The 14,515-nt window shown below is 31.4% G+C and carries 13 protein-coding genes; 10 read left to right on the top strand and 3 right to left on the bottom strand.

Annotated features, from left to right (window positions below):
* Positions 1-48: 48 nt before the first annotated feature.
* Positions 49-762, bottom strand: coding sequence for a class I SAM-dependent methyltransferase (locus tag AWE51_RS09120; protein ID WP_066312520.1), 714 nt, complete (start codon positions 760-762; stop codon positions 49-51).
* A gap of 52 nt (positions 763-814) precedes the next feature.
* Here AWE51_RS09120 and AWE51_RS09115 point away from each other — a divergent pair, with 52 nt between their 5' ends.
* A complete protein-coding gene (locus AWE51_RS09115) occupies positions 815-1,333 on the top strand; it encodes a YkgJ family cysteine cluster protein (protein WP_066312722.1) in 519 nt (172 codons plus the stop codon).
* A 73-nt stretch (positions 1,334-1,406) separates the two neighbouring features.
* On the opposite strand, the gene AWE51_RS09110 is transcribed toward AWE51_RS09115, so the two are convergent.
* Positions 1,407-2,714, bottom strand: coding sequence for an exo-beta-N-acetylmuramidase NamZ family protein (locus AWE51_RS09110; protein ID WP_066312518.1), 1,308 nt, complete (start codon positions 2,712-2,714; stop codon positions 1,407-1,409).
* Between the two features lie 8 nt (positions 2,715-2,722).
* Between AWE51_RS09110 and AWE51_RS09105 the strand changes: the two genes are divergently transcribed.
* The 3 genes from AWE51_RS09105 (at position 2,723) to AWE51_RS09095 (ending at position 6,630) form a co-directional block, all read left to right on the top strand.
* Positions 2,723-4,030 carry an ABC transporter permease gene (locus AWE51_RS09105; protein ID WP_066312516.1) on the top strand — a complete coding sequence of 436 codons (1,308 nt, stop codon included), beginning with the start codon at positions 2,723-2,725 and terminating at the stop codon, positions 4,028-4,030.
* 96 nt (positions 4,031-4,126) lie between these two features.
* Positions 4,127-5,488, top strand: a complete 1,362-nt coding sequence (locus tag AWE51_RS09100) for a pyridoxal-phosphate dependent enzyme (RefSeq protein WP_066312498.1) — start codon at positions 4,127-4,129, stop codon at positions 5,486-5,488.
* A 161-nt stretch (positions 5,489-5,649) separates the two neighbouring features.
* On the top strand, positions 5,650-6,630 hold the full coding sequence (locus tag AWE51_RS09095) for a helix-turn-helix domain-containing protein (RefSeq protein WP_066312497.1): 981 nt from the start codon (positions 5,650-5,652) through the stop codon (positions 6,628-6,630).
* Between the two features lie 296 nt (positions 6,631-6,926).
* On the opposite strand, the gene AWE51_RS09090 is transcribed toward AWE51_RS09095, so the two are convergent.
* Positions 6,927-7,784 carry a peroxiredoxin family protein gene (locus tag AWE51_RS09090; RefSeq protein WP_066312495.1) on the bottom strand — a complete coding sequence of 286 codons (858 nt, stop codon included), beginning with the start codon at positions 7,782-7,784 and terminating at the stop codon, positions 6,927-6,929.
* A 201-nt stretch (positions 7,785-7,985) separates the two neighbouring features.
* Between AWE51_RS09090 and AWE51_RS09085 the strand changes: the two genes are divergently transcribed.
* The 6 genes from AWE51_RS09085 to AWE51_RS09060 all read left to right on the top strand — a co-directional run bounded on the left by AWE51_RS09085 (position 7,986) and on the right by AWE51_RS09060 (position 14,501).
* Positions 7,986-9,266 (top strand): DUF2851 family protein, encoded by a 1,281-nt coding sequence (locus tag AWE51_RS09085; RefSeq protein WP_066312490.1) that lies wholly within the window; start codon positions 7,986-7,988, stop codon positions 9,264-9,266.
* 29 nt (positions 9,267-9,295) lie between these two features.
* Complete coding sequence (locus tag AWE51_RS09080; RefSeq protein ID WP_066312488.1) at positions 9,296-9,517, top strand: PspC domain-containing protein; 222 nt, start codon at positions 9,296-9,298, stop codon at positions 9,515-9,517.
* On the top strand, positions 9,514-10,530 hold the full coding sequence (locus AWE51_RS09075; protein WP_066312482.1) for a potassium channel family protein: 1,017 nt from the start codon (positions 9,514-9,516) through the stop codon (positions 10,528-10,530). Before AWE51_RS09080 ends, AWE51_RS09075 begins: the two co-directional genes overlap by 4 nt.
* A 100-nt stretch (positions 10,531-10,630) precedes the next feature.
* A complete protein-coding gene (locus AWE51_RS09070; protein ID WP_066312478.1) occupies positions 10,631-12,232 on the top strand; it encodes an alanine/glycine:cation symporter family protein in 1,602 nt (533 codons plus the stop codon).
* 13 nt (positions 12,233-12,245) lie between these two features.
* Entirely contained in the window at positions 12,246-13,106 is an 861-nt protein-coding gene (locus AWE51_RS09065) for a ComEA family DNA-binding protein (protein ID WP_066312475.1), read from the top strand.
* 228 nt (positions 13,107-13,334) lie between these two features.
* The gene (locus tag AWE51_RS09060) at positions 13,335-14,501 is read left to right on the top strand and encodes an acyl-CoA dehydrogenase family protein (RefSeq protein ID WP_066312472.1); all 1,167 of its coding nucleotides are present in this window, start codon (positions 13,335-13,337) and stop codon (positions 14,499-14,501) included.
* The last annotated feature ends 14 nt before the right edge of the window (positions 14,502-14,515 follow it).

The following is a 14,515-nucleotide window of genomic DNA, read 5'->3' as shown; positions in this document are numbered from 1 at the left end:
CAAATAGTATACCACTATGACATTACTTACTTTTTTAATTGCTAAAAATTAGTTAATTATTGTACATTTAACTAGGTAGTCGTTATTTTCTCCTTCAGATAACAATTCACATAAAAATCCATGGGTATTTGCTGCATTTTGTAATGTGTTATAATCTATATACAACCAATCAAACCAATCTGATTCTAAATTTTTGTACTTGAGTTTGTATTGCATTTCTCCGTAATATCCGGCAGAAGCATCAACCCAAAATCCCCCATCATTATCAGTAAACAAATATGAGATATCAGAAGAATCTATAAGAATTTGTCCTTTTGGTGCGAGAAGTGTTTTTATGTGGCTGAAAAATCGATCGATATTTGATAAATTACCTATAATTCCGCTTCCATTCATTAAAAATAGTAGCGTATCATATGTAGTATTTTTCAATTCGAATATATCCTGAATTATAGCTTTTTGTAGTCCTCTTTTTTTGCAAATATCTATAGCTCCAGCTGAAATATCAATAGCAGTTACATCTATATCTCGAGTATTTTGAAGATACAAGCTATGACTTCCTGCTCCAGAACCAACATCAAGTACTTTTCCATATGATAAATCCAATGCTTTTTTTTCTAGTTCAGGCATTTCATTATAGGATCTAAATAGATATGGTATGGGTATAATATCATCATCAAAATCAGGAGCTTGTACTATGATATCTTCAGTGTATTTCTGATTGTAAAAGTCTTTAATGGCTTCTCCAAAAATGTCTTTATTCATAATTACTGTTTCCTAAATGATAATTCATTGGTTTAGTTGTAATTTTGCATCTATGCAGCAATTTATAGATCAATTACCAAAACTGGCCAAAGATAAACATAACGAGAATAAAAAGTTCTTTACTAAGCTCAAAAAAAAGCCACCAAAGAAGTTAGACGAAATCATGCAAGATTTGCACCAAGATGAGTTTGAAAAAACAGATTGTTTAGCGTGTGGTAATTGTTGTAGAACTACTGGTCCATTATTTTTAGATAAAGATGTAGAACGAATTGCGAAGCATTTTAGAATGAAATCTAGTCAATTTGAAGCACAGTATTTACGAAGAGATGAAGATGGAGATTTGGTATTACAAGAAACACCTTGCGCTTTTCTTGGAGATGATAATTATTGTTCAATTTATGACGTAAGACCAAAGGCTTGTAGAGAATATCCACATACAGATCGCAAGAAGTTTCAGCAAATTTCTGATTTAACCTTAAAAAATGTAGCTATATGCCCTGCTGCTTATAATATCGTTGAAAAAATGAAAGCGACTATAGATCTTGAACATAAAAGCAATAGAAGGGCTTAAGCGATTATTAATATTGTTGTGAGTTGATGATTCTTTGATCCAAAAGTGTTTACTCGTAATTATCCAAATCATCTTATTTGTACAAAAGATATTGTTGTCTTTTGATTTTATACGCTTTTAAATCTTCGCTCCAAGATTTCTTGATTTCCTGAACACTTATTCCATCTTGAATTTGTTGCTGTAGTTTCTCTGTTCCAGCATGAAGTGTAAAAGATTTGGTATTAAAGAATTTGTCTTTGTCGTTTGAGTTTTTATAGGCATTTACTAACCACCATAAATTTATAGAGCTAAGCCATTTTGTTTTTCTTAAATCATTACCATAACAAACTTCTCCGCGATGTTTAGGATATTTTGCTCCAAAATTTGGTTTTGGAATGTATGCAAAATTATAATGCTCTATCGCTAGATCAGGAGATCCAAAAATTTGAAATTGTTTTTCGGTGCCTCGACCAGCATTTATAGTAGTACCTTCAAAAAAACCTAAACTTGGATATAGATTTATAGCTTTATCATTAGGTAAGTTTGGAGAAGGTCTAATCGGTAAATTATAAGAACTTTTATGGGTATAGTTTTTAAGAGGTATAATCGTAATTTCACAAGTAAGATCTTTGCCTAGCCAGCCTTCACCATTAATCATTTTAGCGTACTCACCTATAGTCATACCATGTACGAGTGGGATAGGGTGTACTCCTAAAAAACTTGAATGTTTAGGCTCTAAGGTAGGTCCATCTATATAATGCGCATTTGGGTTAGGTCTATCCAGAATTAAAACAGGAATATTGTTCTCTGCACAAGCTTGCATAACATAATGTAATGTTGATATATAGGTGTAAAACCTAACGCCAACATCTTGTATGTCAAAAACAACTATGTCAATACCAGATAGGGATGCTACAGAGGGTTTCTTGTCTTTGCCATGTAGTGAAAAAATAGGCAGACCAGTTTTAATATCCTTGCTATTTGCAACTAGTTCACCGGCATCTGCTTTGCCTCTAAAACCATGTTCTGGGGCGAATACTTTTTGTATTTTAATATTTCTAGATAATAAAGAATCAACTAAATGTGTGTACTGTTTAAATTCTGTAGATTCAATCCCTCCTTGCTCTTCAATAAGCATGTTAAGATTTGGATATCTAAAAATAACTGAAGTTTGATTACCAACTATGGCTACTTTTTTACCTTCTAATATCGGAAGATAAAGTTCTGTTTGGTTTGCACCCACAATAATTGGTGCAGTAATTTGAACACTATCTTTAGTAATAGCATTTAATTGTCTTACATTTTGACCTTGTGCAAATGTTTTTGTTACACTTCCATGAAAAATAAGAAGGGTGCAAAAGAATAAAAATGTATTTTTGAATGCATTTCTAATAAAAATCATAGTTAAGCTTGAATTTCGAGTATTTTATCGCCAAACGCCTTATCAAAGGTAAGGAACATAAAAGTAGCATTTCGACACCAATTATAAAAATTGCGATTTCGGCTATTGCTATTGGTATGGTTATGATGCTTATTACAATTGCTACTGGCATAGGTTTACAACGAAAAATAAGAGAAAAAGTTGCAGCGTTTAACGGACATGTGCTAATATCAAGCTTTGATAATAATAGTAGTTTAGAATCTTTAATTCCAATTTCGAAAGATCAAAAGTTTTACTCCAAAGAATTTAAAGCTCTAGTAGAAAATTCAGATTGGACAAATTGGATAGAAAAAGGAAGTCCATCTATATTCCCAGAGGTAAAAGGAATCGCTCATATGCAAGGAGTTGCAACTAAAATGGGTATCATACGAACTGAAACTGATTTTGATGGTGTCGTTGTTAAAGGTGTAGGCAAAGATTATAATTGGAGTTACTTTAAAGAGTATTTAATAGAAGGTAGAATACCTGATTTTAGGAATGAACTAAATGAAGAGATTTTATTGTCCTCACATATAGCAAGTCGTTTAGGACTTACTGTAGGTGATAAAGCCATTACATATTTTTTAAAAAAGAACTCTGTTTCAAATTCCAAAACATATATTAGGGCGTTTAAAATAGTTGGAATTTATAGTTCAGGTTTTCAGGAGTTTGACGAGAAATTTCTTTTTGCAGATATACGGCATATTCAAAAAATGAATAAATGGCAGACTAACGAGATCGGTAATTTTGAAGTCTTTATTGACGATTTTACTGCGATTGATACTAAAGGCCAGGAAATCTACGAAAATATACCCTCTACACTTGATAGTCAGACAATAACGTTGAAGTATGCAATGATTTTTGAATGGCTTAAACTTTTTGATCTCAATATTATTGGGATCATTGGGATTATTATTCTAGTAGCTGGGATTAATATGATTACGGCATTACTGGTTTTGATTTTAGAAAAAACCCCTATGATTGGTATTCTTAAAGCATTAGGTAGTTCTGATTGGAGCATTAGAAAGATGTTTTTATATAATGCAGCTTATTTAATTTTAATAGGTCTTTTTTGGGGTAATCTTATAGGTATAGGCTTGTTGTTAATTCAAGATTACTATGGGGTAGTTGGACTTAACCCCGAGACGTATTATGTAGATACAGCTCCCGTATATATAAACCTTGGTTATATACTATTGCTTAATGTAGGAACTATACTTTTATGTCTAATAATGCTATTAATTCCTTCATATATCGTTTCAAAAATATCTCCTACAAAATCAATTCGATTTCAATAATATCGATTATCTATTTAAAATTTTTGCATCGGTAATCTAGATTGTATCTTTGTACGATTAAATGACCTATTTCTTTAGGTTGCTAAATATACACTAGTGGAATACGCAGAAAATATATTAGAAACTATAGGCAATACACCTATGGTTAAAATGAATGCATTGGTAAAAGATGTTGATGCATTGGTGTTGGCCAAATATGAAACATTTAACCCAGGGAATTCTGTAAAAGATAGAATGGCGTTAAAAATGATAGAAGATGCTGAAGCTGATGGAAGGTTAAAACCTGGTGGTACCATTATCGAAGGGACCTCTGGTAATACAGGTATGGGATTAGCGTTGGTGGCGATTATCAAAGGATATAAATTGATTTGTGTTTTGGCGGATAAGCAATCCAAAGAAAAAATGGACATTCTGCGCGCAGTTGGCGCTAAAGTTATGGTTTGCCCAACAAATGTAGAACCCGAAGATCCAAGATCGTATTATTCTGTATCAAAAAGATTAGCAGAGGAAACTCCAAATTCATGGTATGTAAATCAATACGATAATCCATCTAATGCTTTGGCGCATTATGAAAGTACCGGTCCTGAAATTTGGAAACAAACAGATGGCAAGATTACCCATTTTATTGTTGGTGTAGGTACAGGTGGAACCATTTCTGGTGTGGGAAAGTATCTAAAAGAACAAAACCCTAATGTTAAAATTTGGGGGATAGATACTTATGGGTCAGTTTTTAAAAAATACCATGAAACAGGTGTTTTTGATGAAAACGAAATTTATTCCTATATAACAGAAGGTATTGGTGAAGATATTTTGCCTAAAAATGTGGATTTTTCTGTTATAGATGGGTTTACAAAAGTAACCGATAAGGATGCTGCAATATATACGCAAAGACTAGCCAAAGAAGAAGGAATGTTTTTAGGAAATAGTGCAGGTGCGGCTATAAAAGGATTACTTCAGTTAAAAGAAAATTTTACTAAAGATGATGTCGTAGTAATCTTATATCACGATCATGGTAGCCGATATGTTGGAAAAATGTTTAATGATGATTGGATGCGTGAGAGAGGCTTTCTTGAAGAAGAAGTTTCTAATGCCGAAGGTTTGATAAAGGATCATGCAGATAAACCATTAATTACCGTAAAAACAGAAGAACTTGTTTCTCATGCGATTGAACGTATGCGTAAATTTCAAATTTCACAAATACCGGTAATCGATACTGATGGTTTTGTAGGATCTGTAGATGAAAGTGCTTTATTTAAAGCTTTTATGGAAAATAAAGATATGGATAGTACTCCTATCAAAGAAGTAATGAAAGAACCTTTTCCTATAGTAAAAGCTAAAACGTCACTAGATGAGATATCTAAACTTATTAAAAATGGAAATCCAGCAGTTCTTGTAGCGTTAGAAAATGGCAAGCATCACATTATCACAAAATATGACGTAATCAGTCATATAAAATAAATTATTATATTTATATCAAGTTTAATATACCCCCTTTATTAGTGTACGCGCTGATAAAGGGGTTGTTTATATCTGTCGATCTTTTACAAAGGCTAATACGCAACTTAAATGAAAAGTATTGATCTTATAAGAATATAAACATATGTAAAACCTAAATGAGGATGTATAAATATTCGTTTGATTTTTCAGATATAGATAAGTTAAGAAACTATTTTAGATCACAATTAGATCCAAATAGCACTTCTGATCATATCTATTTTCCACCTGAAATAGGAGAAGGGTATTTATCATATTATAAAATCTCGCCCGAGGTTTTTTTGTTGGTCAATAATTATAAGGCAAATGCAGATATAGAGTATATAAGACAACCTATAAACGAACGAGATATTATTCTTCATTTTAGAAAGTATGCATTAGATCATCAACTAGAGAAAGATCAAATTATAAGTACATATTCTGATAGCTATACGCCAGGCAATATGAGGTGTATGGATTCACAGCAGGGAGAGCAGGTTTTTATTCCAAAAGGAGCAGTAGTTAAATCAACAATGATAGTGCTTAAAAGTTCGTATACACGGTCTTATTTTATGAAGAATAATGATATGGCCGAACGCGTAGATACTTATATACGATATTCTCATCAACACATCAACAAGTTTTACCTTTCTTATAAACAATCTAATCTTTTTGATCAGATTGTGCAACCAGATATTAATAGGGTTGAAAATTATTTATATTATATATCAAGAGGAATCCGATTATTAGAGACATTTTGGAAAGATGTTTTAAAGTGGGAGACAGAGAGTAATCCATTTAATATTAATAGTGCACAAGTTGGTAATATTTATAAAGTAAGTAACTATCTTAAGAACAATTTACATGAACCATTTATAGGAGTAGATCAGCTTGCTGCGATGGCTCACATGAGTCGAACAAATTTCTTTAATATGTTTAAAGAAATTCATAATCAAACTCCGCTAGAATTTTTTAACAATAAAAAATTAGAAAGCTCTTACAATATGATATTTGGTGAGGGGTTACCTCTTAAAGAGGTTATGGATACGCTTAATTATTCTAACTCATCTAAATTTAAAAAATCCTTTTTCAATAAGTTTGATATTTATCCTGATATTAACTTATAAAAATAAAGATGGCTATCAAAAATGACAGCCATCTATAACCTAACACAAACTCAACTTAGCTTAGGGTTTTGTAATCTTTATGTCGTTGTGAATTAATTTCCCCATTAATTGTTAAACAAAGAAAAGAAAAGTAATTGTTGTACGGTTTTCCATTAATACATAAAATCTTACCAATAGTACATTTCTACTTGTAATTAACGTAGTTTTAAGAATTAAATGTATTTATGACATTAATTATGACCTATTGTAACCTCAATTTTGTTTAGGATATTTTATTTCTAGTTTGATTAGAATATTTAGTCAATAATGTTTTGATCAAGAATTTTAAGAAAAGTTTCGGGCTCTGGTCTTACTCTATAGTTATTGGTAAGATCGGCAAAGATAATTTTTCCAAATTTATCGGTTATAATTACTGTTGGCATTACGGTGTCACTTGTATATCCTAGGGCTTGAAAACCCATAGGTAATCCATTTTCTGCAAGAATTTTAAGCTCTTTGGCTACTTTATTTCCTTGATCTACTAGAAAATTAAAGTTTACATTAAATTTCTCTGCAAGAGTTTTAGTGTATTTGTGTGGTTGCGGGCTTACCAAAACCATATTTACATTTCTTTTTTCTAGTTCTTTGTATTGCTCGGCAATTTCTTTAATTTGAGCCATACATAAAGGACACCAATTTCCTCTGTAAAATAAAAAGATAGAAGGGTTGCCGATAAAACCAGACATAGGCACAGTATTTTTATCAGAGTCCTCTAATTCAAAAGAAGGAAGTTGTTTGCCAACTTGAATTGTGGTATTTGATTTACGATCTGTAAAAATAGAATACCATTTGATATAAAGAATCCATCCTAAGAATAATCCAACGCTAGGTAATGAGCCATTGATATCCTTTTCGATAAGACCACCAAATACAATGCTGATTAAGAATCCAATTGCAATTAAAATGGTATTGATTTTTAAATTAGCATCTGTTCTCGCCACAGGTTTTATAAATAGCATAGCAAAGAAAAATAATATAGAAAAAGATGCAATTAACCTACCAATATATCTGTAAGACAATCCATGATTGGTTAAATGTAATATGCCGTCTATCGAAAAATATAAAGCAATAAGCGGAAATACCGAAATAAAAATGGATTTAAGTACTGAATTCATGATGGATAGTATTTATTATTAGTCTGTATTGGTCAAGGTTCTAATTGATGACTTACAAGATTAAAGTAAATTTTAGTATTTTCACATTCAAATTTAGATAAGCTAAAGCATTTGTCTTAATCCTACCCAAAATGTAAATAGCATCTTTCTGTGGTTATCAATAATTGATCTGCAGAATAACAAAGCTATATACAAAAACACATGAAAGAAGATTTTCTCCAGTTTCTCTGGAAATACAAGAAGTTTAACCCTTCTTGTTTAAGGACTACCGATAACCACGAAGTGATTATTAAGCAGGTCGGAACACACAATGTAGAAAATTCTGGGCCAGACTTTTTTAATGCGCAAATAACAATACATAATCAAAAATGGGCAGGGAATGTCGAGATTCATATCAAATCTAGTGATTGGTATGCACATCATCATGAAAACGATCTTGCTTATAATAATGTTATTCTACATGTTGTATGGTTTGATGATATAAAGGTCTTTAGAAAAGATAATAGTAGTATTCCCACATTAGTGTTAAAAGACTATATAGATGAGAAACTTTTATTTAGGTATCAAAAACTTTTTGAGCGTACTTTTAAAAAATGGATTTTATGCGAAAATCAATTGTCAAATGTTTCAGATTTCGTCCTAGTAAACTGGCAAGATAGATTGTATTTAGAACGATTAGAGCAAAAGTCTATTCTAATTTCAGAATTATTGAAAAGCTCTGCAAATAATTGGGAAACTGTAATGTTTAAAATGTTAGCAAAAAACTTTGGGTTAAAAGTAAACGGAGATGCCTTTTTAAGTTTTGCAAACTCATTTAATTTCTCTGTACTTAGAAAATGTACTCATGATCTGGGTCAATTAGAAGCTTTGTTTTTTGGACAAGCCGGTTTTTTAGAAAAAGAAAAAGATAATTATTATTCAAAAAAACTTAAAATAGAATATGATTTTCTAAAAACTAAGTTTGGCCTTAAACCAATACATACAATTTCAATGCAGTTTTTTAGGTTAAGACCGTCAAACTTTCCAACAATACGATTAGCGCAATTGGCTAAATTATATTTTAAAAATGACAGACTGTTTAGTAGAATTATTCAGACATATGATATAAACGAATTCTATCAGATCTTTAATGTTGGTACTAGTAGTTTTTGGGAGCGTCATTATACCTTTGATAAAGAGTCAAAACCTCGGCAAAAACAGATAACTAAGCAATTTGTGGATTTAATAGTGATAAATACTATAATCCCTATGCAATTTAGTTATGCCCGTAGTCAAGGAAAATATGTAGAAGAGGAAATTTTTAAGTTAATTTCTCAAATATCTTATGAGAAAAATACTATTATAGATAATTTCATAAAACATAAAGTGCCTATCAAAACGGCAATGCACTCTCAAGCGATGTTACAACTTAAGAATATGTATTGTGATCAAAAAAAATGTTTAAAATGTGCAATTGGTAATAATTTACTAAATCAAGATTAAAGTTTGAGATAATATAATTATTTTGCAGGATGCTATATAATCTAAGACACTTTTTAGAACGAAATGGATTTTATGTATCATCACGATTAGCTGATAGATTGGGTATGCGTGCAAAAATTGTACGTTTGTTTTTTATTTATTTGACTTTTGCTACAGCTGGTTTAGGTTTTGTGATTTATCTAAACATGGCATTTTGGCTAAAAATAAAAGATTTAGTGTATACTAAAAGAACTTCAGTATTTGACCTATGATAAAAATTTACAATTGGGGTAGAAAAAAGGTCTATATCGCTTTAATTTTATTAATTGTTGTCATATTGATCGGCGTATTAGGATTTCGATTTTTTTCTGATTATTCTTGGATTGATGCTTTGTATATGACGGTAATAACCATGTCTACCGTTGGTTTTAGTGAAGTACATCCACTCGATGAAAATGCCAAATTATTCACTATCTTCTTGATTGCTACGAGTGTTTCTATATTTGCATATTCTGTATCTGTAATTACAGACTATATCGTTAGTAAAAATGACCCGAAAAGAGTTCAATATCGAAAAATACAAAAAATGATACATAAGCTAGAAAACCATATTATTATCATTGGTTATGGTCGAAATGGAAAACAATCGGCAGTAAAATTATTAGCGTATAATAAACCATTTATTATTATTGAAAAAGACGATGAGATAATAGAACGATATCAGAATGATCAATTATTATTTCTTAAGGGTAATGCAACAGAAGATCAAGTTTTAATTGAAGCTGGTATCAAAAATGCTGCTTGTCTAATATGTACATTGCCAGAGGATGCAGACAATCTATTTATAGTGCTGTCTGCAAGACAGATTAATAAGAAACTTAAAATAATTAGTAGAGCTTCTGAAGATGCCTCATATAAAAAAATAAGATTGGCAGGAGCCGATAATGTAATCATGCCAGACCGTATAGGTGGAGATCATATGGCTTCGTTAGTGGTAGTGCCGGATTTAATAGAGTTCCTCGACAATCTTTCTATTGTAGGAAAACGATCTATAAATATTGAAGAAGTTTCTTTTGAAGATATGTTTGATGACCATCAAGAGCGAACTATACTTAATATAGATATGCGATCAAGAACAGGTTGCACAATTATAGGGTATAAATCACCAAATGGAGAATATATTGTAAACCCCGAAGCAAGTACAGTGTTAAAACCGGGTTCAAAGGTTGTTGTTTTGGGTCGTCCAGAACAAATTAATTTACTTAATAAAGAGTTTAATATTTAACCGTTACAAAACATTTAACTTCCTAAAAATTGTACACGACCGTTTTTTTTAGCATCTTGCTAACCTCATAAATAACTAAATTTAATTAACTCACAGAATTATGAAGAGAATTCTTCTTTCATTTTTAGCGCTTACAATTCCATTTTTATCATTTGCACAAGAAGTTACAGAAAAAGGTTTAGATCAGAAAATTGACGAGGCTTTTAAGCCATTTTCTGATACAATTTCTAGTATCATCTTTTTTGAAGTATTTGATGGTGCACCATTTGTAATTATACTATTAGTATTAAGTGCATTATTTTTTACGCTTTATTTTGGTTTTCCTAATATTAGATATTTTGGAAAAGCAATTAATGTAGTACGAGGAAAATACGATGATGTTGAAGGACATGGTCTAGGAGATTCTTCTGCAGCGGTAGATGGTGATATTAAAGATACTATCAGAGATGAATCTAAAGAAGGAGAAGTTTCTCATTTTCAGGCACTAGCAACTGCAGTGTCAGGAACTGTGGGTAATGGTAATATTGCAGGGGTGGCATTGGCAATTGCTTTAGGCGGTCCTGGAGCTACTTTTTGGATGATCATCTGTGGGTTACTAGGTATGTCTACTAAATTTGTAGAATGTACACTTGGTGTTCAATATAGAGATGTTGGTGAAGATGGTACTATATATGGTGGGCCTATGTATTATTTAAGCAAAGGACTTAAAGAAAAAGGTTTCGTGACATTAGGTAAAATTGCAGCAGCAATATTTGCAGTATTTTGTATAGGAGGATCTTTTGGTGGTGGAAACGCTGCACAATCAAATCAGGCGACTATAGTTTTAAAAGAACTAATGGGACTTGAAAGCACGGGAGCTGGTTTTTGGATAGGAATAATACTAGCTATTTTAGTAGGAATTATAATTATCGGAGGAATAAAACGTATTGCTTCGGTTACAGAAAAAGTAGTGCCTTTTATGGCAATCATGTATTTGTTAGCATGTTTGTATATCATTTTTAGTAACTTCTCTTTTGTGGATGATGCTCTTGGATTGATTGTTACAGAAGCTTTTAATCCTAAAGCTATTGGAGTAGGAGGAGTTATAGGAGTGTTACTAGTAGGATTTAAAAGAGCAGCATTTTCTAACGAAGCTGGAGCTGGTTCTGCATCAATTGCCCACTCTGCTGTAAAAACTAAATATTCTGCCAGTGAAGGACTTGTTGCCTTGTTAGAGCCATTTATTGATACAGTGGTTATATGTACAATGACAGCTTTAGTAATCATAATTTTTAATTCAGGAGGAGCCTTTACTTATGGTGGTGATGGAAGTGGTTCTGTTTTAATCGATGGTGTTGCTTATGAAGGTGCTGGTATAACAGCCCAAGCTTTTGGGAAATATATACCATATTCTAATATATTTTTAACTATTGCAGTGGTATTGTTTGCAGTATCTACTATGATATCATGGTCGTACTATGGTTTACAATCATGGAAATTTTTATTCGGTAGAGGAAAAGTAGCTGATTTAGTTTATAAACTATTGTTCTTGAGCTTTGTGGTTATAGGAGCTGCTGCAAGTATGAATTCTATATGGGCGTTCTCTGATGCAATGATTTTTGCAATGGTATTCCCTAATATGGTAGGATTGTTTTTCTTGTTCCCAGTAGTTAAAAAACAACTAGCACGATATTTTGAAGCGATAAAAGCTTCGAATAAATAAGATTTAATACATCATGAATAATATAAAATCCCATTTCGATATACATTCACGTTTTCGAAATGGGATTTTTATTTTAACCCTTATCCTTTTGGTAAGTATACTGGGGTATTTTTTTTATCCTAAGTCTACACATGTAGAAAACGATTTGGTTGAACTTACTACCTTTCAAGTTCAAATAGATTCCTTAAAATCCATTGCAGAGCAGAAAAAACAGAAGTTTAAATTAAAACCTTTTAATCCTAATTTTATTTCAGATTATAAAGGCTATCAATTAGGATTGTCTCCTGATGAACTCGATAGAATTTATCGGTTTAGGAAACAAGATAAATGGATAAATTCTATTTCTGATTTTAAAAAGGTATCAGGAGTGTCGGACTCACTTCTTAAAGTAATTGCTCCATTGTTTAAGTTTCCTGAATGGAAAAAGAAAAAAACAGCTGCAAAGAAAAGTACTTTTACTAAACCATATACAGAAAAAGAGGATCTGAATAAAGTATTGGCAAAACAACTTATAGATGATTTGCAAGTTCCCGACTTTATAGCCGAAAGAATAATTAAATACAGAAATAAAATAGGTGGATTTTTAGATGATGAACAGCTTAAAGATATTAAAGGTCTTTATGATTTTCAAAGAAAGAAGATTTTATCCAACTTTACTGTCAAATCTTCACCAAACATAAAAAAAATTAACCTGAATAGCGCTTCAGTTAAAGATCTGATAGAAATACCTTACTTCGATTTTGAAACAGCCCTAGAAATAACTGATTTTATTAAAAAGAATGGAAGTGTTTCAAATTTTAACGAATTAGGAAAAATCGAAGGTTTTTCTTTAGAAAAAATTGACAGAATAGCTTTATATTTGACATTAAATTAAAAATCGGAAAAAATTGCTGTGAATTTTGATAAATCCTCAATTAATAATACAAAAACTATTGTTGGATTACGATATCTTTATTTTTGCTGATAATCTCAATACACGGCCTATATTAATTAAAACAGTCAAAATTACCATATGTAAATAGTTTGGTGCATAACAATAAGAATTGCACTATAATATTGGTAAATTCTATCTGACGTTTTTAAAAAAAAAGAAAAAGAACAGATGAATAGTATGTATTTTACAGAAGAGCATGAATTGTTTAGAGAAAGCCTTAAAGAGTTTTTGAAAAAAGAAGTTGTTCCGCATATCGATAAATGGGAAAAAACAGGAGATATAGAGCGCTTTATTTGGAGTAAATTTGGTGAAATGGGATATTTTGGCATTGCTTATCCCGAAAAATATGGAGGTCTAGACCTGGATCTTTTTTATACTGTTATCTTTTTAGAAGAGTTACAGAAAATTAATTCGGGTGGTTTTGCAGCGGCTATGTGGGCTCATGCGTATCTGGCAATGACTCATATCAATAAAGAAGGAGACGATAGAATAAAAGAAGAATATTTAACACCAAGTATTTCTGGTGAAAAAATAGGATGTTTAGCAATAACAGAACCATTTGGAGGTTCTGATGTTGCAGGGATGAGAACTACAGCGGTTAAAGAAGGAGATCATTATGTAATTAATGGATCTAAAACTTTTATCACTAATGGGGTATATAGTGATTATCTTGTAGTGGCAGCAAAAACAAGTCCAGAATTGGGTAATAAAGGTATAAGTATCTTTGTTATGGATAGAGATACTCCGGGTATTTCTGCTACAAAACTTGATAAACTAGGATGGAAAGCTTCAGATACTGGAGAGATTGCTTTTGATAATGTGAAAATTCCTGTAAATAACCTTATGGGAGAAGAAAATAAAGGCTTTTCATATATTATGCAGCATTTTGCTCTAGAACGATTAATTATGGGGGTTAACTCTCATGCACGCGCAGAGTATGCTGTAGATTATGTTCTAAAATATATGTCAGAAAGAGAGGCTTTTGGAAAGACAATTGATAGATTTCAAGCATTAAGACATACAGTAGCTGATATGGCGAGTGAAGTAGAAATGTGTAAAGAATTTAATTACTCAATTACCAAAAGACTAAATGATGGCCAATATGTAGTTAAAGAAGCAAGTATGTCTAAATTACTTTCGACTAAAATGGCAGATGAAGTTATTTATAAAGCACTGCAACTTTTAGGAGGGTATGGTTATATGGAAGAATATCCTTTAGCACGTTTGCTTAGAGATAGTAGATTAGGGCCTATTGGTGGAGGAACTTCGGAAATCTTAAGAGAAATTATAGCAAAAATGATTATTGATAAAAAAGAATATAAACCTGCAACTTAGTAGAGTTATTCTTT

The sequence above is a fragment of the Aquimarina aggregata genome, assembly GCF_001632745.1.
GTDB classification, from domain to species: Bacteria; Bacteroidota; Bacteroidia; order Flavobacteriales; family Flavobacteriaceae; genus Aquimarina; species Aquimarina aggregata.
The sequence above is the reverse complement of the archived record's forward strand: the minus strand, read 5'-3'. Positions and strand labels throughout refer to the sequence as shown.

Coding starts and splice junctions, on each gene's coding strand:
- AWE51_RS09120 (WP_066312520.1), bottom strand. CDS start 762: ATGAATAAAGACATTTTTGGAGAAGCCATTAAAGACTTTTACAATCAG.
- AWE51_RS09115 (WP_066312722.1), top strand. CDS start 815: ATGCAGCAATTTATAGATCAATTACCAAAACTGGCCAAAGATAAACAT.
- AWE51_RS09110 (WP_066312518.1), bottom strand. CDS start 2,714: ATGATTTTTATTAGAAATGCATTCAAAAATACATTTTTATTCTTTTGC.
- AWE51_RS09095 (WP_066312497.1), top strand. CDS start 5,650: ATGTATAAATATTCGTTTGATTTTTCAGATATAGATAAGTTAAGAAAC.
- AWE51_RS09090 (WP_066312495.1), bottom strand. CDS start 7,784: ATGAATTCAGTACTTAAATCCATTTTTATTTCGGTATTTCCGCTTATT.
- AWE51_RS09085 (WP_066312490.1), top strand. CDS start 7,986: ATGAAAGAAGATTTTCTCCAGTTTCTCTGGAAATACAAGAAGTTTAAC.
- AWE51_RS09080 (WP_066312488.1), top strand. CDS start 9,296: ATGCTATATAATCTAAGACACTTTTTAGAACGAAATGGATTTTATGTA.
- AWE51_RS09075 (WP_066312482.1), top strand. CDS start 9,514: ATGATAAAAATTTACAATTGGGGTAGAAAAAAGGTCTATATCGCTTTA.
- AWE51_RS09070 (WP_066312478.1), top strand. CDS start 10,631: ATGAAGAGAATTCTTCTTTCATTTTTAGCGCTTACAATTCCATTTTTA.
- AWE51_RS09065 (WP_066312475.1), top strand. CDS start 12,246: ATGAATAATATAAAATCCCATTTCGATATACATTCACGTTTTCGAAAT.
- AWE51_RS09060 (WP_066312472.1), top strand. CDS start 13,335: ATGAATAGTATGTATTTTACAGAAGAGCATGAATTGTTTAGAGAAAGC.